This window comes from Rubripirellula obstinata, from assembly GCF_001642955.1.
In the GTDB taxonomy this organism is placed as follows: domain Bacteria; phylum Planctomycetota; class Planctomycetia; order Pirellulales; family Pirellulaceae; genus Rubripirellula; species Rubripirellula obstinata.
The window spans coordinates 29180-52417 of the sequence record NZ_LWSK01000034.1; the positions used below are offsets into that span (position 1 = coordinate 29180).

The 23238-nt window shown below is 54.5% G+C and carries 12 protein-coding genes; 5 read left to right on the plus strand and 7 right to left on the minus strand.

From position 1 onward, the window contains the following. Positions 1-8: 8 nt before the first annotated feature. The 6 genes from RC85_RS10785 to RC85_RS10810 all read right to left on the minus strand — a co-directional run bounded on the left by RC85_RS10785 (position 9) and on the right by RC85_RS10810 (position 10640). Positions 9-803, minus strand: a complete 795-nt coding sequence (locus RC85_RS10785) for a class I SAM-dependent methyltransferase (protein WP_068262305.1) — start codon at positions 801-803, stop codon at positions 9-11. A 116-nt stretch (positions 804-919) separates the two neighbouring features. Then, positions 920-2704, minus strand: a complete 1785-nt coding sequence (locus RC85_RS10790) for an aspartate kinase (RefSeq protein WP_068262308.1) — start codon at positions 2702-2704, stop codon at positions 920-922. Positions 2705-2800: 96 nt separating this feature from the next. Further along, positions 2801-4021: a cofactor-independent phosphoglycerate mutase gene (locus tag RC85_RS10795; RefSeq protein WP_068262310.1), complete on the minus strand. Its 1221-nt coding sequence runs from the start codon at positions 4019-4021 to the stop codon at positions 2801-2803. A 171-nt stretch (positions 4022-4192) separates the two neighbouring features. Continuing rightward, positions 4193-6100 carry a DNA helicase RecQ gene (gene recQ, locus RC85_RS10800; protein ID WP_084422560.1) on the minus strand — a complete coding sequence of 636 codons (1908 nt, stop codon included), beginning with the start codon at positions 6098-6100 and terminating at the stop codon, positions 4193-4195. A gap of 203 nt (positions 6101-6303) precedes the next feature. Further along, complete coding sequence (locus RC85_RS10805; RefSeq protein WP_068262313.1) at positions 6304-7656, minus strand: serine/threonine protein kinase; 1353 nt, start codon at positions 7654-7656, stop codon at positions 6304-6306. Next, on the minus strand, positions 7653-10640 hold the full coding sequence (locus RC85_RS10810; RefSeq protein WP_068262315.1) for a hypothetical protein: 2988 nt from the start codon (positions 10638-10640) through the stop codon (positions 7653-7655). The genes RC85_RS10805 and RC85_RS10810 overlap by 4 nt, the downstream gene beginning before the upstream one ends. A 332-nt stretch (positions 10641-10972) precedes the next feature. Between RC85_RS10810 and pilM the strand changes: the two genes are divergently transcribed. The 3 genes from pilM (at position 10973) to RC85_RS10830 (ending at position 17279) form a co-directional block, all read left to right on the plus strand. Next, on the plus strand, positions 10973-13252 hold the full coding sequence (gene pilM, locus RC85_RS10820) for a type IV pilus assembly protein PilM (RefSeq protein WP_068262318.1): 2280 nt from the start codon (positions 10973-10975) through the stop codon (positions 13250-13252). A 72-nt stretch (positions 13253-13324) separates the two neighbouring features. Next, on the plus strand, positions 13325-15070 hold the full coding sequence (locus RC85_RS10825; RefSeq protein WP_068262320.1) for a hypothetical protein: 1746 nt from the start codon (positions 13325-13327) through the stop codon (positions 15068-15070). 169 nt (positions 15071-15239) lie between these two features. After that, positions 15240-17279, plus strand: coding sequence for a hypothetical protein (locus tag RC85_RS10830; RefSeq protein ID WP_149752949.1), 2040 nt, complete (start codon positions 15240-15242; stop codon positions 17277-17279). Positions 17280-17579: 300 nt separating this feature from the next. Here the strand turns inward: RC85_RS10830 and RC85_RS10835 are convergent, their stop codons facing one another. Beyond that, positions 17580-19268: a sigma-70 family RNA polymerase sigma factor gene (locus tag RC85_RS10835; protein ID WP_068262344.1), complete on the minus strand. Its 1689-nt coding sequence runs from the start codon at positions 19266-19268 to the stop codon at positions 17580-17582. 927 nt (positions 19269-20195) lie between these two features. Between RC85_RS10835 and RC85_RS10845 the strand changes: the two genes are divergently transcribed. After that, entirely contained in the window at positions 20196-21776 is a 1581-nt protein-coding gene (locus tag RC85_RS10845) for a hypothetical protein (protein WP_149752948.1), read from the plus strand. A 44-nt stretch (positions 21777-21820) separates the two neighbouring features. Further along, complete coding sequence (locus RC85_RS10850; protein ID WP_200836794.1) at positions 21821-22888, plus strand: hypothetical protein; 1068 nt, start codon at positions 21821-21823, stop codon at positions 22886-22888. The last annotated feature ends 350 nt before the right edge of the window (positions 22889-23238 follow it).

Below are 23238 nucleotides of genomic sequence, written 5' to 3' on the forward strand. Positions count from 1 at the left end.
CCACCGAATTACTTCCTTCGAAGCACAAACAAAGCGTCGGTAAGGTCTTTGTCGAAGTCGCGGGGTTCTTCGATGTCGTAATCAAAGTCGAAGATGCTGGCGATTTCCCAGACATCGCTGACGCTTTGCAACGTTTTGCGGGCTTGCTTGTGAGTGTAAACGCGAAGTGCAAATTCGGTTTTTAAGCGGTCGGTCTTGCCGCTTGCTTTCTTGGCGTTGATGGTGACTCGCAGTTTTTCTAGTCGCTTTTTGCGTTTGAAGTCGATCACTTTTAACTTTGCGTTGACTTCGACGGCTTTATTTTTCGCATGCCAGCGTTCGATGCAATCGGGGTCCGCGTCCATCGGGATGATGTGAAATCCCAGGATATAAAGGCCGCCTTTTCGTACTTGATCGGCGACATTTCGCAGATGCTTAACCGCACTCTTTTCATCAAGCAGGTGACGGAACGTGTTGAAGGTGCAGAAGGCCGCGTCAAACTTCTTTTTGAACTTCATCTGGGTCATGTCGCCCAAGACGGTTTTGGCTTTCAGGCCTTTTCGTCCGAGTTCTTGATCCAGGAAATTCAGCATCGCGGGACTCAGGTCCAAGCCGGTGACGTCGTAACCTTGCTTGGCCATCGCGACCACCAAACGACCTGAACCGCAACCGGGTTCGAGTACCCGATTGACCTTTCGTTTGGAGAATTTTTCAAACGCTTTTTTGAAGAACTTTACTTCGTCCGCCGTTTCATCGCTGAACAGCATGTCGAAGTATTGCGGGTAGTCGTACCAGTCAACGGATTCGTGTTTGTTTTTGGTCATGGTGAATCTAAGTAGGCCGTCATGGTCGGAGCGAAATACGGCAGGTGCGCTCGTGCCGTATTTCGCTCCGCTCAATACGGCCTATAAAACTAGGCCCACAAACCAAATCTAAGAATTCAAAGCAGAGAATCGGCGAATGCTTTCTTGATTCGCTCGGTCGCTTGATTTGCTTTGGCGGCGTCGATGACCGCGTTGACCTGCAGTTCGCTGGTGTTGATCATTTCAACATTCGTTTGGTCGGCTGCCAGGCACTCAAACAACAGCGTTGCGACACTGGTGTGACTTCGCAGACCGATGCCGCTGACGGTGATCTTGGCGATGCCGCCAGCGCCTTGGACATCCCGCATGCCATGTTTCTTGGCGATCGCCTGGGCGACTTTCAAGCTGGCGGCCAGGTCGGATTCGCGGACCGTGAAGCTGACGCTGGTTGATCCATCTTCGCCGTCGTATCCCTGGACAATCATGTCAACAAAAATTTCTGCCTTGCCAATCATCTCGAACATGTCCGCCGCGATGCCGGGTTTGTCAGGCACTCCGTGCAGGGTCACGCGAGCTTGATTGTCAGTCATCGAGATGCCGGTCAGCGTTAAAGCTTCCAACGCGTCGGCACGCAGTCGATCAACCAAGGTTTGGACGTCGGCTTTGCCTCGTTCAGCTTTGATTTGGGACCAGGATTTCGCATCCGCGGGACGCTGGTGCAGTCCAAAGGCAGCGTGAACGGCTTGCAGTGCTTTGGCGGATTGTTGTTTGGATACCAGTGCCGAAATTTTGATTTCGCTGGTGGTGATCATTTGAATGTTCACGCCCGCGTCGGCCAACGCTCGAAACATTTGCGACGCGACGCCGGTCTGGGCAGCCATGTTGGAACCGACGACGGAAACCTTTGATACTTTGTCGTCATGCGTGACGCCGCTGGCACCAAGATCAACCTTGACGGAATCGATTGCCGCCAACGTCGTTTTCAATTCGCCACGTGGGACGGTGAACGAGATGTCTGCTTTTCCGCTTTGGCCGACGTTTTGAACGACCATGTCGATAGCAACCTTGCACGCCGCGATTGCCGCGAACAATTGCTGGCTCTTGCCCGGCACATCCGGCACGCCCAACACCGTGATTCTCGCTTCCTCGGCCGTCATCGCCGCACCGCTCACCGGCTGAGTCGTCGATTCGGACTCGGCGACAATCATGGTGCCCTCGGTATCAGAAAAACTGCTGCGAACGTGAATCGGAACGCCAAATTTTTTAGCAAACTCGATGCTGCGACTGTGCATCACGCCCGCGCCCAGGCTAGCCAGTTCCAACATTTCATCGTAGCTGACGACTTCGACGCGTCGAGCTTCAGGCAACTTCCGCGGGTCGGTTGTGTAGACACCATCAACGTCGGTGTAAATTTCGCAGGCGTCGGCACCCAGCACCGCCGCCAACGCCACCGCAGTCGTATCGCTGCCGCCACGACCAAGCGTCGTGATGTTCAGCTCATCATCGACGCCTTGGAAACCGGCTGCGACCACGATGTTACCGTCGTCAAGCAAACGCTCGATCCTTTCCGTTGAAATCGATTCGATGCGAGCTTTGCTAAAACTGTTATCAGTCTTCATCCCGATTTGGCCACCGGTCAAGCTGACAGCTTTGGCGTCCATCGAATGGATCGCCATTGCGACCAGGGCGACGCTCACTTGTTCGCCGGTCGAAAGCAGCATGTCCATTTCTCTCGCCGGTGGATCGTCACCGATTTGCGATGCCAAATCCAACAACGTGTCCGTATTCTTCCCCATCGCACTGACCACCATCACCACGCGATGACCGGCACGTTGAGCACGGATCGCCTTGCGAGCAGCCGATTGAATCTTTTCGACATCGGCAACACTAGTGCCACCGAACTTCTGGACAATCAAAGACATGGAGGGAAGAGAGAAGTTGGAAGAGTGAAGAGTAAAAAACAGGTAGGCCGTACCCGGGCGGAGCGAAGTACGACCGATTCTAAAGACGCTGGATTGCTACGAACCGATGAAGTCGTTCATCAAATCCCATCCCTTGTCGAAGCGCCGGCCGGCGGCTTCGCAGGCGATTTCGTCGTAGGTGGTTTGTGCGTCTGCTTTGATGTCGGTGCCGGCGATGACCAGCGGGACGTTTCCGTGGGTGTGTTTCTTGGTTCGACAAAAGGTTGGGTGATCGGGCGTGACCAAAATTCGGTGATCACCGTGTTGCTTTAACGCTTCGGTCAGCGGGCCAACAATGTGCATATCGATCTGCTGCAACGCTTCGATCTTTGCGTCGTGACGACCTTCGTGCGAAGCTTCGTCGGGTGCTTCGATGTGAACGCAGACGACATCGTAATCAGCGAGAGCTGCAATGGCAGCTTTTCCTTTGGCGGCGTAGTCCGTATCCAAATAACCGGTCGCACCTTCGACCTCAATCCGCGGCCAGCCCACCAAAGCCGCGATGCCTCGCAGCAAATCCACTGCCGTGATCATGACACCCTGGACGCCATGGGTCTGCTTGAAGGTTGGCAACTGAGGTGCACCCCCGAGCGACCATAGCCAGACGTTGGTAGCCGGTTTTTTGCCTTCGGCGATCCGTTTCTTGTTGACCGGATGGTTCGCAAAAATCTCCGCCGAGCGATTCATCAGGCTGACCAATTCATCGCTGCCTGGACCACGGGGGAAATCATCGGCCACGGATAAGTCTGTTAAATCATGAGGTGCCGACGAACGTGATTGGTTTGAAAAGGGAGCTTTCGCATCAGGGTCGCCACGATAGAGCAACAGGTTGCGATAGCTGACGCCGGCAACGAATTCCAAACGAGATTCAAATTCCGAATCGAACTTTAGCGACTCATTCAGTGACGCCATCAACTGCCGCGATTCTTCGGTGGTAATGTGATCCGCGGTAAAGTCGACCATGATCTGATCTTCGATGGTGACCAAGTTGCAGCGAACTGCAAAATCACGCTCGCCAAGCACAATGTCCTGCGCGGCTGCTTCTAGCGGTGCCCGGCCGGTAAAGTACACATCGGGGTCGTAGCCCAGCAAACACAGGTTCGCCACTTCGCTGCCCGCTGGCAGGTGGTCAGGCGTGTTGTTGGCAGTCGCCAGCATCCCGGCGGTTGCCAGCGCATCCATCGCGGGAAGATTCGCAGCTTGCAGAGGCGTCTTTCCGCCCAGAGCGTCAATCGGTTCGTCGGCACATCCATCGGGGATGACAATCACGTATTTCACAGCAAGCTAGCTTGGGTTTTGAGGCGATGTATTAAGCAGTCGCGGTAGTTTCGCAAGCCAAACAATGCGGCGAAAGGGGCCCACGGATGGCTTTCGCAGACCTACTGATAATTGCGCTCAAATTCCTCGCGCAAAATCCGTGGGTCTGCAAAAGCCATCCGTGGGGCTTTTTCAAGTCAATCCTTGGTCGACGGGCAAACCGTTTTCCTGGCAATAGGCGGCAATCTCCAGCCGGAAAAGCTCGCCGTAGTCCGTTAACTTTTTGGCACCCACACCACGTAGCGTCGCCATCGTTTCCAGCGTACTGGGACGGACTCGGGCCATTTGCCGCAGTGTTTCATCGCCAAAGATCACATAGGCGGGAACTCGTGATTCGGTCGCCATTCGGCTGCGAAGTTGACGAAGGTGATCGAAAAGTTCGCGATCGACGCCATCCCAAGATGTGCCGGACTTCGATCCGCCGGCCGATCCGCTGGCCGATCCGCGCGAGCCGCGTGAATAGGTGGATGACTTGGGTTTGGCCGCGGTGGTCAGCCGCACTTCGCCATCGCCACGAATCAATTCCCAACCGGGTTCTGACAGCGACAGCGTTTGGTACTCACCCGTTCGATACAAAAAACCTTGCCCGACAAGCTGGTCGATCCACATCCGCACGGCTGCTTGGCCCTCGGAGGACAGCAACCCAAAGGTGCTGAGTTTGTCGTGCCGCATTTCAATCAAGCGACTCTCTTTTGATCCGGCCAAAACCTTGGCAACGTGGGTGGCACCGAAGCGTTGATTGACGCGAACCACGCACGACAGGATTTTCTGCGACAAGACAACAGGATCTTCGACTAATTCCAATTCACCCAAACAGACGTCGCACGCGCCGCATGAATCAGTTGCATATTCTTGACCAAAGTATTCGACCAACGAACGGTGACGGCAAACGGTCCCCGATGCCAAGGTGTGCATCGCTTCGAGCGAGGCGAAGGCGGCCGTGTTGTCAGATTCACCGGACATGATCTTCTTCCAGGTGACCAGGTCGCCACCGGAATAGATCAGCACACATTCGCTTTCCAAACCATCGCGTCCGGCGCGGCCGCTTTCTTGTTGATAATGTTCGATTGACTTTGGCATTCCCGCATGCACGACGTAACGAACATTCGATTTATCGATTCCCATACCAAACGCCACGGTCGCCACAATGACATCGCACTTTTCACGGATGAACGCTTCCTGGTTGGCTTGTCGTTTGGAATCGTCCATGCCAGCGTGATAGGCACGGGCCGACACCTTGTTGGCTTTCAGAACCTCCGTCACACGTTCGACTTCTTTGCGGCTGATGCAGTAGACAACGCCTGATTCACCGGGGTGCCGCTTGGCGACTTCGACGACCTGCGCGGTCCGGTTGGCTGATCGCAGCATTCGGTAAGTCAGGTTGGGGCGGTCAAAGTCGCCCACCAAAATCTCTGCGTCTTGCAATCCAAGTTGTTCGGCAATGTCGCGGCGCACAGGCTCAGATGCGGTCGCGGTGTAAGCGTGAACCGAAGCGGTGGGGAAACGCTGTTTCAGCATCCGCAAGCCGCGGTATTCTGGTCGGAAGTCGTGTCCCCAATTGCTGATACAGTGGGCTTCGTCGATGGCGAAGAACGAGACTTGATTCCGGCTCAGGAAGTCGATCGTCCGTTGCTGCAACAATCGCTCCGGTGCAACGTACAGGAATTTCAGTTCGCCCGATCGGATCAACGTAGCAACGTGTTGTTTTTCGTCATCAGTTTGCGTGCTGTTGACGAATGCAGCGGAGATCCCGTTGGCGACCAGCGCATCGACCTGGTCTTTCATCAGCGAGATCAACGGAGAAACGACAACCGCAAGCCCCGGTTTGGCGATTCCAGGAACCTGGAAACAAAGCGACTTGCCGCCGCCGGTCGGCAGCACGGTTAGCGAATCACGCCCGCCGAGGACACAGTCGATTGACTCCGCCTGTAAAGGACGAAATGCGTCGTAACCCCAGACTTCTTTGAGGATTTGATTGACGTCACCCGACTGAGTGTCGTTCTTGGGTTCCGTTTCCGTTTCAGCGGGTGGCATTTCCATTTTTGCAGTTTCCATGGCAATACTATCCGGGGCAAACGCGAACAAGGCAAGCCGATTGTTTTGGACTCATGTAGGCCGGAACAAGCCGCTTCGGCGCAGTTCCGGCAATTGCATTGCTGGGCATTGAATTGCCGGAACCGCGCTTCGCTCGCTCCGGCCTACATCCTCTGGAATCTGTAAGAAGCCTAAATTTTACCCAACACTCAAACCTTGCCGTGGATTGCGTACCCGATCACAAAACCGATTGCCAAACTGATGGGGATTGCGATGGCAAGTGCAATTGAGATTGCTTTGGCATGCGACGGGCGAGGCCTTAGCGAAGGCGTGGTTTCCCAGTCGGCGGATACCGGCAGCGATGCCGAATTCTCGCCGTTGCGACTACCGCTGCGGCTGATGGCACCGCTGCCGGATTCGTCTTGGGCACTGCGTAACGATTCGCGAAGCTGTGCGGGTTCGTGCGGTGGTGGGGGCGGCGTCCAGGCTTGGCGAGTTTCGCTAGCCGCGACTGAACTTGGCGCGACACTTAAGCCCGAAGTGATCCAAGGCTCCAACCGCTCGGCGACTTCTGCGGCCGATTGAATTCGTCTTGCCGGATCTTTCTCCATCATGTCAGCGATGGTGTCGACAAAATCTTCGGCCAAGTCGGGTGCCAAGTTACGTGGGTGCCAGGGCGTTTCTTCGCAGTGCCGACGGCATTTGGCCTTGGAATCGCCGCCGGGAAACGGCACCTTGCCAGTGACGGTGTAGTACAACGTGCAACCAAGCGAATACAGATCGCTTAGCGGTCCCACCGACATCGGGTCGCGAATCTGTTCAGGCGAAAGGTAGTCGGCGGTGCCAACGATCTTGCCAGCTCGCGGGTCATCCTGCAGCCCCATGCTCCAGGCCGCCAAACCGATGTCGGACAGTTTCGCGTGCCCATCAGGCGTCACCAAAATGTTGCCAGGTTTGATGTCGCGATGAATCAGACCTAGGTCATGGGCGTACTGCAATCCGGTCGCCGCTTGCGAGATCACCAGTGCTGCTTCGGACATCGTCAGCGCCGTACCATCGCTTTGCATCCGAGACCTAATCATCTTCCGCAGATCGGTTCCCGGCACGTATTCGGTGACCAGATAATGGACATTCCCATCGACTCCGGCATCGAACGCGCGGACGACATAGGGATTATCCAGCCCGGCCTGCAAACGAATTTCACGCATAAAACTGTCGCGAGATTCACGAGTCGATTTTTCCAGCGGCAACACCTTCACCGCACACTCGCGTCCCATCACGCGGTGGACTGCTTTGAACACGCGTCCCATCCCGCCTTGCCCGATAAAGTCGGTGATCAGGTACGGCCCAAGCGACAACTTGGTGCGTCCATCGCGAAGCTGCTGAGCTTGATAGCTGGTGATCAGCCCGCTCTTGATCAGTGCTTCCGAAATCTGGGCGTCTGAAACTTCATCCTGATCGTTCGTCTTGGCCAACTCCACCGCACGAGCGTACTTCTTTTCGGAAATCAAGCCACTGCGAATTGCCGCTTCGGCGAACGATAGTCGAGGATTGCGAGTCATGGCGATTCCTTTGATGTTGAATCGTCGTTTGAAATGGGGGCACCGAAGACGACCATGACTCGGCAGGCATCATGCCCGTGCATAGGAATCTGAACCGCATCGTTTGTAACTTTAAGGCCTTCATTGTCGTTGGCCTTGCTTCCCGTCAGCCGAAAAGCCGAACTTGGATCACGATAGAACTTCAATTTGGCGGTGCAGGATTTCCCGCGTGTTGCGATCAATTCAAATTCGACGCCGATGGTTTTGTCAGCGAGTTGATGTACCGTCATGTCACTGATCAAGACTTCCTTTGGCCCCACGCCGACGAACCAACTGGTGGCAGCAACATCGGGTTTAACGCTGCCAGAAAATTGTTTTGCCGGCGTCAGCCCGGACCACGCTTCGGCGACAGGTTGCGAAACATCGAATCCATATCGCAAATTAAACTGGTCATCGCCCTGACCGCGGATCATCAGAATCGTGTCGTAGAACCGTTTGCCCGCCACTCGATGAAGCGGATAGCCGTCGCTGGTGATCAGAGTTTGCCGTTGGGCCTCGTCAATCACCAAGCCAAGCGGCGCGACGATTCGTCGGCCGCGACTTAGGTGGACCTTGTCTCGCACGAGCGGACGGCAAACCGCGGACTCGTCCTGCACCGCCACACGAGCGGCGATGTATTGTTTCCACTGGCTACTCTGATTCCATTCATTGTCGCCGAATTCCGACGACCGATTCAGTTGCGTTCGCACGCTTAGCACGCGGCTGCCGCTGACCAGTGAATAGCGGTTCACAAAACTGGCAACAACGACACCGCCGACCAGCAGTTTGCCCTTCGCCTCGATCCGTCCTTCGGATGCGGTGCTTTTGGTGACCAGAATGTCATCGCAGCGCATCAATGATTCGGGCGGTGATTCGGAATCGGATTCAGTTGCACTGAAGCCTTCCGCGACCAACCGCATCGAAAAGCGATTGCCACGTTGGCCTCCGCTGTAAACGCCTGCTACGCCACCGGATGTCTTGCTGATTTCGACTTCCATGAATTCATTTTGCAATCGAAATTCCTTGGCGATCGAATTACTGCGGCCCAAGAACCGATTGCGAATCCAGCCTGTGATCCCGGACGATTTAGAACCGGCTGCACCCGATCGATCGACGGCCGATGCAGGGCGAACGATTGAATAGCCCATTGCCGGGACGTCCACGGTAGCGACGTATTGGTCACGGTCTTGATCGCTGGAATAGACATGCGGCATCGCTGCGGGTGGATTGCGGATTTCGGTCGTGACTCGCAATGGAATTGAATTTGCATTGACGACCAGTTTGGAATCCCCGTCTGGATCCGACGTCATCCCAATCGTTTTCGCGATTCGATCGGGTTGCTCAACAAGCGAGTTCTCGCTGGCCTGACCAGAAGTCAAAAAGTCACCGATCCCAGCCATCAATCGATCCTGTCGCTCGGCCGAAGACTTCAAGAACTGATTGGCTGCATCGGCAATCTGATTTTTTGTTTCGCTGCCGAACAGCTCGTCCAGGTTTGACGGTGGATTCGACGAGATCGCGGGCAGGTTGCCCTGGTGATAGGGGCGTTCCCCTTTGGTGAAGTAGTCGCCGATTTGCCAGAATCGTCCTAGTGAAAGACTCCATGACGCCAAGCGGCGTAGGTCATGGTAACTGTCGCATCCTTGGCCCGGCCAATGGACCAGCAAGCCGGTCGCGATCTCACCACTGTCGATCGACTCGCCCAGCTTTGCACCGATCGACAGAAATTCTGCGTCGCTCGATGCATCGATTGGTTTCGCGGTCAGAGCTTCAATTTCGCCACCGGTTCCTTCGCCCACGCCAACCGGCAAAACAACTTTGGCTTCGGATCCGTGTCCGCTTCCGGCTGCAAAGTTCAGTGGAATCACGCCCGCGTAGCCTTGGCTGGCGATTGCCGAGATCAGGTCCGAAGGTGTGTCACCGCTGAGCCGACCGTAAACCAGCGGCGGTGCTCCGATGCAAGCAGCCGCTTTTTGGTGAGCGCCAGTGATTGCCCGGGCAGCGGCCGTGTAGTCCATCAAGTCGAATTGGGTGCGGCTGCTTGGCCCACCAGCCGCCCACCCGATCTGGTTCTCGCAAAGCTGTTGCCGAAAAGTCTGACTCGGCAAATCATTTCGCTGGGCCAAATCATCGATTGATTCCTCATCGATCAGGACATTGACGGGCGTCTTCAAAACACCCTCGTCCTCCGTCGATGCATTGTTGTTGGCGGCATGTTGAATGATCGGGTCGGTGATCGCTTGGTTGAGCGTAGATGGGGCAACCAGGACGAGATCGATCAGGTGAGGATCGGAGGTGAAATAGTGATCGCGTTCCTCGGCCAGGCAATCAAAGACGTCGTGCAGGGCCTCGATTGCATCGGAAGTACGGCTAGCCAAGAATGCTTGGGCGGCATCGACGATTCTGGTTTGCAGGTGGATTTGATCCAGGTTGCTGGTGTAGCGAAGCCGGCGAGTCATGATTTGAATCTGCAAGGCAGCGAACCCGGCGGCGAAGAAATCTTCTGTGCTGATGGTCCGTTCGCCAGCGGTTTGCGGCGGCAGGTCAGCTTGAATCAGTCCAGCTTGAATCAATTCGTCCAGCATCGTTTTGCGATCGGGGCCGCTAACCCAAACTGCGCCGGCTGATTTTGCCCGCAGAGCGTAATTGTCGGGTAATTGCTCGATCGACGGCGCGGGACACGTGAACAAATAGCCACTGAACAGACCGGCTGTCGCTTCAATACCAGTCGCTTCAGTACCAGCCGCTTCACTTTTTGGGCTCGTTTCCGGTTCCGGCGGCGAATCGGCCCGGTGCCAAGCCGGGATTTGCTCGGTGGCTGCGAGTAGTTGGGGATGCCAAAGCACGGTCCAGGCGGCCAGGGTGCTGCGGGCGTCACAATCGTCAAGATCGGTCGGAAAATCTTCCAGCGTTCGAGCCGGAATCAAGACGCTGCACTCGACGTTGCAAGAGTTCGGGTTGGGCATAGGTCGTGAAATTTGACGCCGGAGTGCTGAACGGAATAAACTAAATGGTGCGAGTCTGGCCAACTTCGCCGCCTTATCTCTCTTTTATTGATTACCTTATCTCTGGGTGTTAGCCAAACCAATGGGCCGGTGGCTTTGGTTGTAACAACCCTACAACGTGAACGGGCGGGCTGTGATTTGTCCGCTATCGTCAATTAACGGGTTCGGTGCCGTCCTGTTCCCTGTAAACTGGGGTGGAAAACGGTCAAAAAGTCTGTGGCGTTCACTTGAATCGCCGGCGGACAAATCAGCAACGACATTCCCGACCAAACCATCAAAGAACTGAATCAAACATGGCAAGAAGTAGCGCTGGCGTCTGGGGTATCGAAATTGGGCAAACCGCGATCAAGGCATTGCGTTGTTCCTTGGTCGGTGGCGAGGTCGTCGCGGACGCATTTGATTACATCGAGTATCCCAAGATCCTCAGCCAGCCCGAAGCTGATGCGGATGAATTGATCAACGAGGCGCTCGCCCAATTATTGCAACGCAATGATGCGATCAATGAAAAGGTATGCATCAGCGTGCCCGGTCAAAGTGGTTTGGCAAAGTTCTTTAAACCACCACCGGTCGAAGTCAAAAAAATCAGCGACATCGTTCGCTACGAGGCTCGTCAGCAAATTCCTTTCGATCTAGCCGACGTGGTTTGGGATTTTCAAATCATGCCCGGCAGCATGGTCGAAGAAGGATACGCACTGGAAAGCGAAGTCGGCCTGTTCGCGATGAAACGCGAAATGGCGTATCGCCAATTGGCTCCGTTTGATGAATTAAAAATCGAAGTCGATGAAGTGCAACTCGCTCCCATCGCTTTGTTCAACATGCTGACCTACGACCGCATGAACGAGCGAGTCGAAAACGACATCTTCGATGCTGACAATCCGCCGCCATCAACGGTTCTGTTATCGATCGGAACTGACAGCAGCGATTTGATTGTCACCAATGGGTTCAGAATCTGGCAGCGGAGTATGCCGATCGGCGGTAACCACTTTACTCGTCAATTGACCAAAGACCTAAAGCTGACGTTTGCCAAAGCCGAACATCTCAAACGCAATGCACGCGAAGCGGTTGATCCAAAGCTGGTCTTCCAAACGATGCGACCGGTTTTCAATGACTTGGTCACCGAAGTTCAACGGTCGATTGGTTTCTTCCGCAGCATCGACAAGAAGGCCGAGATCGAAGAGCTGGTGATCACCGGTAACACGGTCAAGATGCCAGGCCTTGCAGCTTACCTTGGCAAGAACCTTGGTTTTGAAGTTTCGGTGATCGATCGTTTTAATCGCCTGGGTGGCGAAGACGTTCACGCGATCCCAACCTTCCGCGACAACGCAACCACGTTTGCGGTTTGTTACGGACTTTGTTTGCAAGGGTTGGGCGTTTCTCAGATTCATGCGTCGTTGGTACCGCAGGAAATCCTGACTCAGCGAATGGTCCGAGCCAAAAAGCCTTGGACGTTGGCGGCGCTGGCGGCATTGTTGGCCGGCATGACGATTCACTACGGCTTGACGCAAAAGAGTTGGGCGACGACTCACGAAGATCTTTGGGGCGGGGCCAAGGCGGCCGTCACAAGCACCAGCACTTACTCCAACGAGCAAAAGCAAACTGACGGTGACCTGGAAGCTCAACTGACCTATTTGAACGAGATGGGAACAGAGGTTTCAGGTAACGCGGAAAGCCGTTTGAAATGGTTGGAGGTGATTCGCGTCATCAATGACGTGGTTCCACGCCCAGACTTTCCCGATGGCAAGGTGCTAAGCCCCAAGGAACTGCCTTACGTTGACCGCAAAGACATTCACGTCACCGAGATTGAAACCAAGTTCTTTGAAGACTTGGCGACTTGGTGGTCAACACCGTTATTGGCGACTCGATATCGCGAAGAGCTTCGTAACTGGGTGGAACTGACGGGCGAAAAATTGCGGCCTGAAGAAGAGGAGGCAATGTTGGCGGCTGCGGAGGAAAGCTCGATGGGAGCCTCGTCGATGTCTACTGGAATGGATGACATGTACGGCAGCAGTACTTCCAGCATCGATGCGCCGGCGGGCGGACCCGAAGGCCCTGGCTGGGTCATCCAATTGTCCTGTTACCACTATCACAACGAAATCGATCGCATTGGATTCGAGGGCAGTGACCATGTTCGGCGGATTATGACCACTGCTTTCCGAAACAGCAAAGTCAAGTTGCCCATCGGCAGCGACGACAACGGGAATCCGATTTACGATGAATTTACAATGCAAGAAATGGGGATCGATTACCCATTCCTGCTTAACGATGAACGTCCTAGGGAAGTCGAGATCGCTAATCCCGATTTCGATGAGGATGCCTACCAAGCGGCGATCGAAAACCGAACCGACACCGCGACCACTCGGCGAGATGAATTACGAGACGCGGACGGCAACCTGGTGGACCTGCCAACGCTGATCGTTCGCAAGCATGAATTCATCTATCAGTTTGTCTGGAAAGAAAACACACTCAGCGAGCGTCTGAAAGCTCGTGAAGAAGCAAGAATCAAAGCGGAAGAAGAAGCGGCGTTGGCGGGCGATGCAGATCCGCTTGCCGACCCAGCCGATGTCAACTTTTAAAGACGACACCATCGCACATCATATTTACTCAGCTCAAAAACACTCAGCAGCCTCAAGCCGGTAGGACACGAAATGGATCAGTTAAAGGAGTACTTTGCCGTTGCCGTTAAATACGGTTTTTGGATCGGCTGCGGTACGGTGTTTTTGCTTTCGCTTGTGTTTTGGTATTTGTCAACATCGACGTTGGCAACCGAAGCTGAAAAGCAAACTTCATCGATCAAGGCATCGATCAGCACGGTGTCTCAGATTCAAAGTGAATTGTCGATGCATCCCAATGCTCAATCGCATGCCGAGATGCAGAAGTTAATCGAAGATCGTCAGAACCAAGTGTTGGAGTCTTGGGAAACACTATTTGAGCGTCAAAGCGAAATTTTGGTTTGGCCTGAAGACGTTCTGACGAAGAAGTTTGTTGACCAGTATCGCAACAAAATTCCGATCGAGTACTACGTCGAATATCCGACGCCCGAAGCAGATTCTTTGACCACTTCGATGCGCAGCACCTATGCCAAGCACATCAAGAATGAACTGCCGGACTTGGCCGAGATTGCAGGAGCCGAATGGACGGCCAACTTTGACACCAGCAGCAACAACGCCGGAATGATGGGCGGGGGAATGGGCGTTGCGCGTCGCAACATCGATCCGAACCTTCGCGAGGAAGCGATCCTTGGGCTTCGGCAAGGACCGTTGGTCGTTTGGACTCAGCAGAGCCAAGCCAATCTTTTGACGGATCTTTTTCCCTGGCGGCAAGCCGGTTTGCCGAACACGCTGGAAATTTATTACTCGCAGGAAAATCTGTGGGTGCTGCGACAGTTGCTGGAAATCATCGGCAAGGTCAATGGGCCGGCCAAGCAACCCTATCAAGCAAAAATTCACGAAATCAATGGAATCAAGATTGGCAGCTCCGTCGTTTTCGGTGCCGGCCAAATCTCCGCTCCGGGCAGCAGCCGAGTATCCACCGGAATGGGAATGGGGATGGGGATGAGCGATATGGGGATGGACGACATGGGCATGGATGATTTTGGAATGGGGATGGGGATGGGCGAGGAAGACGAGTCACCCGATCCGGCCGAGTTCCGTTACGTGTCCGAATCGCTAGAGAAGATCGCGGCCGTCGATTTGAGATCAGCGTTGAAAGACATCAAGCCTCAAAACGTTGCCTTGGCGATCGCGAAACGTCTGCCAGTGATGATGTCTCTTAAAATGAACCAGCGGGCGATCCCCGAATTGCTTGCCGCCTGTGGCAGTGCCAAGCTGATGGTCAAAGTTCGTCAAACCAGAATCATGCCAAAGGGCAAAGTCTCGACTGCGTCATCCGGTGGTGGTGGTGGTGGTGGAATGGGGATGGACATGGGGATGGACGACTTGGAAATGGAAGATGGAATGGGTATGGGCATGGGAATGGGCGGATCATCGATGGGACGCGGAATGACGGGAAATGATCAACCTATTGATGAATTCCCATTGGACATGCAAGTGGAGATTTACGGTCTGATTTACATCTACAATCCACCCGACCTGGACAAGTTAGCAATCGAACAAATCAACGAAGAAACGGTCGAACAGGCGGTTCAAGATCTCAGTGGCGAAGTCAAGGAACCAGTCCAGCCCGCTGCACCGGCCGTTGATCCGCCGGCCGCCGGCGGCGACGATGCGGTTCTGCCGACACCGGATCCTGCGACTGTGCCTGCAACGCCACCGGCACCAGGTGGGCAACCTGCAGAGGTTCCCGCGGACCCAGCGAGTGTGCCAACAGAAGCACCCGCGCCAGCAGCCCCGGTAACATCACTGCCACCATCGAACCTGACACCGACAGGTTAGGATCGAGCTGAAGAGATGTGTCGCCTTTCGCTCTGCGAAAGTGCGTCAAATCACACTTTCGCGGAGCGAAAGGCGACTATAAATAACCGCTCTTTTTTCAACCTATCGTTTTTACACTTCACGATCCTCGTCAATTTCAGTTCCCACGTTAGGACAGCGAATCATGGACATGGACAAAATCAAATCGTTCTCCCTGGCACACTTCGAGAAAGTTGTGCTCGCTGGGATCGTTGCTCTTTCAGGATTCCTTGTTTATCGGGGAGCTCAGCTACCGGATTTCACCAACGAGAAAACACCTGAGCAACTGACGCAGGAAGCCAACACGGTCAAGCTTGGGATCGACGACGACCATACCGAACAGATCATTCCCGAGCGAAAGGAGACGTCGGCTGACAGCATCGTGGCCCGCACAAAACAGCTCTACAAACCGGTCGATCCAACGACTTATAAGCTGTCAAAAATTTGGGTAGGTGAAACGACTGGCGATTCGGTGATTCGCCGACAAGATCCGCTTCTTTTGCCACCCATCGATTTACGAACCATGGGCGTCGTCTGTGCGATCGCCGCCAACGGTGCCCGCGAGGTTGACGGATACCCGTTGGCCCAGCTCGACGGTGCGGATGATCTTGAAGTGGAAGAAAAGAAACGTCCCAGAACCCGTGGTCGCCGAGGAAGACGGGGAATGGACGAAACGGATGACATGATGATGGACGACGGAATGATGGGCATGATGGGCGGCGGCCGGCGGGGCGCTCGACGCGGGGACGACGAAGACCTGAAACCAATTTCCAACCGCCGATTCGATGCTTCGCAAAGCCTTGGCTACACTCCAACTTCGACAGGCGGGACGACGAACAGAAACAATTTCCCACAACCAAAAATCGGTTGGTTCATTGCCGGAACTGCGTTATTGCCGCACCGGGAAATCTACGAGGCGTACGAGCTTGCGCTCAAAGATGCAAGCGGATATGACCCAACTCGCGATACTCCGCTGTACTACGACTTCGAAGTCCAGCGTGCTGATGTGACCGATAAATCAGTCCAGCAGTTGAACGAAGAAGACTGGACGAAAGTCTATGACCGATCGCTTTACACCAAAATTGCTGACACCGTATGGCAAGGCTTTGCACCCGAGATTGTTCCCGAGGATTACCGTGACGAAAACATCACGACTTGGATTCCACCTGTCCTGCTAGACGATTACAGCCACTTTGCGCTGCACCCACGCATTCCGATGCTGTCCAAGCGAGAGTTGGAAGAACGACGATTGATTGAGGATGAAAAGAACGACCGCAGTGGCGAGATCAATTTGGAAAACCTCGATTTCCAGAACGACGAAAGTGAACTCGCCGGTCCCGGGGCCGGCGGTGGCATGCGAGGCGGCGGTGGCGGCATGGGGTATGACGACATGGATATGGACATGGGATATGACGACATGTACAGCGGTGGCGGCATGGGGATGTTTAGCCGAGGACAAGTCGAAATTGATCCGGTCGACCACAAACTGATCCGGTTCTACGACTTTGGCCTCTATCCATCCAAAGCAAAGCCAGGACGCAAATACTCGTATCGCCTTCGCTACGCGGTGATCGATCCCAACTTCCCGGCGCTGGCCCAAGCACAGCCAACTACCAGCAAGTTGTCGCCTGATGTTGCCCAGCGTGTGATGGCGAAAGTTTCAGAGGCGAAAGAATCAGGCAAGCGGAACTTCCGCCTGTGGAGCGAGTGGAGCGAACCTACGTTGCCCGATTCGCTGCCAACGACCTACGATGCCTTCGCCGGTTCGGTGACAAGAGGCTCGGTTCGGTCCTATACGCTCGGTGACCGCTCGGTTCCGGTCGCACGCGAGACAGCATCAGCGAAGGTTCTGCTGTCGAAGTTCGATTTCAATCTAGGCGTACGTGTCCCAGTGATGATCGACGAAATCAAAGAGGGCGGCGTGCTAAGCAAAACCGCCGAGGTAGCCGAAGTCATTGACCCGATCACCAACATGATCAAAAAAGTCACGGATTACGAAGTCAAGTCTTCCATCTCGGTCGTCGACATTGATGGCGGAGTGTCGCTTGAAATGTCCGAGGAGCTCACGTCGCCCGGCCAGATGTTGCTCTTTGATTCAACTGGCAAGCTAAGTGTTTCCAACGATATCGACGATCAACGACCGTTTCGAGTTTACTCATTCGCGAAAGAGAAAGAGCAACACGAGAAGTAGTCGTAGCAGTGAGGCTCGGAGGTGTGAGCGAACGTCCGGCTTCGATATCTACGCGAAGCAGGCAATCTAGCCGCGTAGCGGTGACAGCACTTTGCCGGGTGCGTGAGCACCCGGATCATGTCGCCCCTTGAATGTCTTTGCCGCGATCTCGGAGGTTGCCGGCGACCTGCCCGTGGCTGATCCCGCCAGGGTTCAGTCGAGCTTGATCCGATCGTGGACTGAAGCCTGGCGGGATCAGCTACGGTTTTGAACCGTCTCTAAGCGGACGTCCTCTCACCACTCACAGCACGGCATGCGACCTTACGCACCAAGCTCGACGTCGATCTTTGCTTCGTCGGCGGCTTCGCGAAGTTTGGACAGAGCCCGTGCTTCCAGTTGGCGAATACGTTCCTTGGTCACACCCAATTCTGCACCAACTTCTTTTAGCGTCAGAGGTTCCTTGTCGCGGCCGAGACCAAACCGAGCGGTGATGATCTTCTGCTCGCGTTCGTCCAGTCGCCCCAAGATTTTTGACAGCTCGCGCTGACGAGTTTTCTGAACCGTTTCTTCGGTGTAGGGATCCAAACGCTCGTCTTGCTTAGATACAAACAGCTCTTCGGTCGTGGTGCGGAACCGATCGCGATGCTTGAATTCCGTTGGAATCGATCGGGCGAAGTTTTTCATGATCGCCCAGGAAGCGTAAGTGCTGAACTTGTTGCCCCGCGAATAATCAAACTTCTCAGCAGCACGAATCAATGACATGTTGCCATCGCTGACCAGCGAGAAAAAATCATCGGTGCTGGCAACGTGACGTTTCGCAATCGAAACCACCAGTCGTAAATTGCTTTGCACGATCTTGTTCTTCACCAACACTGCCTGCTCGTACAGGTCATTGATCTCGCTCATCAAAAGCGACTTGTTGGCACTCGGACGCAACAAGTGCTGACGCAGGACGCTGGCTTTGTGCTTCAAGTAGTTCATTTTGCGGAACAGATGATATTCCTGTTCGCGTGTCAAAAGCGGCACATCGTAAAGGGCGGCCAAATAGCTTGGCAAATCCGATGGAACTCGGATCTTTCGTGCAGCAACGGCTGGCTCGGGAACCGGCCCAAGGAATTCAGATTCGCGGGCAGCAGCGTCAGATGCCGACAAGTTGAAGTCATCGTTATAGATGTGATCCAACGGCAATTCCATCACCTGCTCGATCCGCATGTCTAGCAAAATTCGATTGATGCTGGTGCGTGTTCGATTGAACCGCTTGCCAAGGGTTGTCACGGTCGCGCCATGCGTGTGCAGCTTAAAGATTGAACGCTTGTCTTCTTCGGTCAACACATCGCGATGACTTGGGAAGATCGCAACGGCGCGGTGGTCGGCGTCAAAGTTCTTCAGCGTGTAGCGGACTGTTTCGGGACTGCGGCCCATTTGAGCCGACAACTGCCGCGTCACATCGGCAAAGGTTGCACCGGCTTCGACCATTTGCCGAGCCCGTTCAATCATCTCGCCCTTTTCTTCTTCGGACAACTGGCTGAACCGTTCGCCACGTCGAATTTTGTCTTGGTTGTTTGCTGCAAAACGTTCGACGCTGCTGTGCAAGAACCCAACTCGTTTGCGTCCGCCAAACATCAACCGACGACTCAACAAGCCAGCCGTTCGCCAGCGAGAGATTGTTTTGGTGGAAACGCGGAACATCCGGCTGAGTTCCTCGACCGTGTGAACGGGTTCGCCAACTTCATCGACAGAAATATCAGCCGAGTCAGACAGGTCGTCGATCAGCAATCGAAGGTCATGCAGCACATCGACGCCAGCCAAGTTCTGGCGCACCGATTTTTCGTTGCGATAATTGGTGATGCGGAAACAAAGATATTCGAGCGAGTAGGACCGATCGGCGTCGATCTCTGCGTAGAGTTTCTCTGTGAGAGCAATCTGTTCGACCTTCTTTGCCTTGGGGGCAAAGCGTGCCAATTGATCTCGTAATTCCTTGAGGTGGCTATTTCGATATTCTTCGTGCATCGACCATTTCTCCCTGTGCTGAGGCGGCTGTCGTTCAAATAGTCCCTGCGACCCCGGCGGATCGCACGACAACTCGTCTCGGTTATTTCCCGGGTGCCGACCCATCCGTGATCGGCTTCGTTGGGACACTTCAAACATCGTGTACGGTGGTGACACGTTTGGTCAAAGTGTTAGCGACTCCTTGCCGCTGACTCAATTTTGCGCTACGCGTCAATTCGACGCGAGTACTTCTTGTTTGACAGATTGATTTTACTCAAAGTTCGCGTGAAACATTCATTTTAGGCTGCCACGACCACTGAATCCGAACACGTCGGCATTGGCGGGTAAACCCCCGAAAGTTGGACGCGAATCCGATTTGACCAACTGACCAGCTAAGTGACTAGGAAATCCCGGGCCAAAACCAAATTTTTCGAGGCCAAGGTGCCAGCAGATCTCCGCAAACACAGTGATTCGCGACCAATTCAGACCGAAAAACAATTCCAAGCGATCCACCGGTTCCCACGCCCCCCCGCTGGCCCTTTGTAAAACTTTCATGCCTTTGAAGGTTATGACGTCTCAGATTGCGATCGCGATTGCAGCGATAGACGTGCTTTCCTGCCATCTGGGGCTCAGGAATTGTCCCCAAATTACTTTCTCAGATTGAATTTCACCCAATCACCACCCGAACGGGTAAGCGAGGGATTTCCCAGCCAAGAGAGATCTCTCGCTTACGCGTTTGGGTTGGGAACGGGTTGGGAAATCGGGAAGTTGCTTCGGTACAGTTCCGCAATGGGCCAGATGCGCCTCATATTTTTCCAACACGTTCTAAACCACAGGACCCTTTCTAGACGATGACTACACCTGATGCCTGCAATGGGAATCACCGTCACGGATTCCCACCATTCATTTTCTCGACTCGGACGACCGATGTTTTCTCGAAAATCCTCCTTGAACGATTCACGACTTAGCCTGCCCAAGTCAACCGATCGGCGTCGGTTTTTGATGGCGGCGTCCGCCACCGCGATGCTGGGTGGACTATTGCTCAGCGACGCCACGACCGGTGTTGCCGACGCGGCTCGTCCCACAAACGGTGTGCGTTTGATTCCAAACGCGGAAACAGATTTGTTTCGCGTTCGAATTGACCTGGATGTCGAGGGCAACGTGGACCTGGCCGCCAATCCGTTGGTGTCTCGCAAGTCCGCGTCCAAGCTGCCGATCAGCAGCAAGGCTAAGTTCGATTACGAAGAACGTTATCGTCGTCCAGAAAACCGAAAACGGTCGGTATCCGATTCGGCGATCAGCGACCCGGTCACCTTCGCCGAACGCTACTACCACGAAGCATCGGCCGATTTGAATGTAAGCAAGCTAAAGCAAACCCGCGAGCTACGTGATTTGGTGAAGACAACCACGGTGCGCCGCGAAACCTTGCCAGAAGTGCTATACGCTAACGAAGATTATTTCAGTCGAGACGAACTGGATCTGCTGCATTTGCCGGTGTCCAGCATTGGTGTCGATCACTTGCTACCGACTGGCGAAGTGTCACAGGGGACCAAGTATCGTCCCACGCCTGAATCGCTTGCGTCGGCTTTCAACATGACGTCCGTCGACGCATCGGAAATCGAGGCCGAAGTGGTGTCGATTACCCGCGACGAAGCCAAAATCCAATTTCGCGGAAACGCAGACGGATCAGTCGATGGTGTTCCCACGATCATTCGTACGGTTGGCAAATTGACTTTTGATCGACGGATCGGTGTTTGCACGTGGCTTGCGATGGCAGTTCACGAAACGCGAGACATCGGAATCGCCAAGCCTGGTTTTGATGTCGCCGCCACGATCAAAATGCTACGCAAACCGATGGCATCGCCCATCGGCTTGGAAAAGAAATTGCCATCGGTGGACGTCACCGGGCCCATTCCTGCGGATCGTTTGTACGTGGATTTGCACAGTGATCGAATCGGGTTCGATACTTTGATGAACCGCGATTGGCGGATGATGTCGGACGTTCCTGGTGCCGCGATGATGCGGATGGTTCGTCACGATCGAAGCGTCGCGCAGTGCGATTTCCGCAGTCTGCCTTCGCTGGCACCTGGCAAGCAATGGACCCTGGAGGCGTTTACTCAGGACGTCAAGCAAACCCTCGGCAATCAGTTGACTGATTTGATTGATTCCGACGAACGGGTTTCGCCGCTCGGGCTCCGCGTCCTACGTGTGACGGCAGCCGGTTCGGTCCAGGGCGTGCCGATTCAGTGGGTGCTGATGCACTTTTCAGACGATTCGGGCCGCCGGATGCAGGCGACCTTTACTCTGGAAGCGGACAACGTAGACGCTTTCGCCGGTTCGGACCTACAATTAGCCAGTTCCTTGCGACTGACGGGCCGCAAATCCGAATCCGTGAAGGATGGCAGCCAGCAAACCGATGCGGAAATGGCCCAATCGGCTGAAAACACCCCGGCTTCTACCCGGATCGCCGACGCAATCTCTAAACGTGCCAAGAAAACCGAAGTACAATCGGCAAGTGATCTGAAATAACCATTTCCTGCCCATTTACGACATTTTCACGCCGAAAGCTATTCATGTTCTCGCGACCTCGACCATCGATTCAACCCAGCTTGGCAACCATTGTCACGTCTGGGCCAATATCCGGCCTGATGTTGACGGCAGCTTTGGTGTGCATGTCGGTGACCGCGACGGCGCAGGCTCCGCTCGGTCTCGGCGCAGCAAAGTCAGAAGCAAAGAAGGATCCTTCGACCTCTGAGGAAACTCGTTTTGCACCGGGCGTCATGCAAGTGATCCCGCCTGCGCCGGAACCTGAGGAAACCTTTGCGGGGCCTCAGACCTTGCAGTCGCTTTTGGACGCACACCCCGAGATTCAATTCGGTGGTGAAACTCATCCCGATGGATCGCCGCACTTTGATCCGCGTTCGCGAACGTTGGTCGAGATGGCCAAGCAAGTGATTTTGCGGCGTGAGATTTACGCATTCGAATTTGCGTTCAAGCCGCTTCGTCATGTTTACATTGATGTGCCACGTGCCGACGGACGAATGCAACGCAAGTTGATTTGGTACATGGTTTACCGAGTTCGCTACCGCGGCGGCGACTTGCGACCTTCGGCCGACATAATCGCCGGCGTGCCGATTTACAAACGTGTCGAAGAAGTTCACTACAACAACCGTCGGTTCTTTCCGATGTTGGTGCTTCGAAATCAAAGCACGGGGACTGCCTACGTTGACCGAGTTCTGCCAAGTGCTGCGGACAAAATCAAAGTACGCGAACAAATCACCGCGCCGCTTTACAATTCAGTTGAGATCACTCGCGTCAAAGTCCCGTATTCCGGTGACGCTGCCGCTGGTGGAATTTGGGGAGTCGCGACATGGGAAGACGTTGACCCAGACATCGACTTTCTTTCGGTCGAGGTCAGTGGTCTAACGAATGCGTTTGAACAAGATGGCGAAGGCATGGATGCACCGTACCGCAGAAAAGTTCTACAACTGAACTTCTATCGTCCCGGCGACAAAGTTGCACAAACCGATGACCGAATCCGGTTCGGCGTGCCCGCTTACGAGAACAAAGCCGAGCAGGATTACATTCTCGAGCAATACGGCCTGGACGAACGCCTCGACTACCGATGGCTGTTTCGCTAGGGACCGCGTGAACAACAATTCAGATAGCGAATCTCACAGAGAGATTCGGCCGTGCGGGAAATCAAAAGTCTCTGCGACTTTCGCTACTTCAAAGCTCGTCACTTATTGATCACGCCGTACTAAGCATCGATTCGTCCGTGCAGCGTCAAAGTTCAGTCTTCAAACCAGCCGTGGTTGAGTTTGTGGTGATTTAGGTTAGCGCAACTCGCTTTCCCAAACGCCTTGCGTCTCGAAAGTAGGCCGTAGCGAGCCATAGCGAGTTACGGCGGTGCGCGAATTGCCGTAACTCGCTTTGGCTCGCTACGGCCTACATACTGGCGATCAGGGAAATGTGCCGTTGCCACAATGCT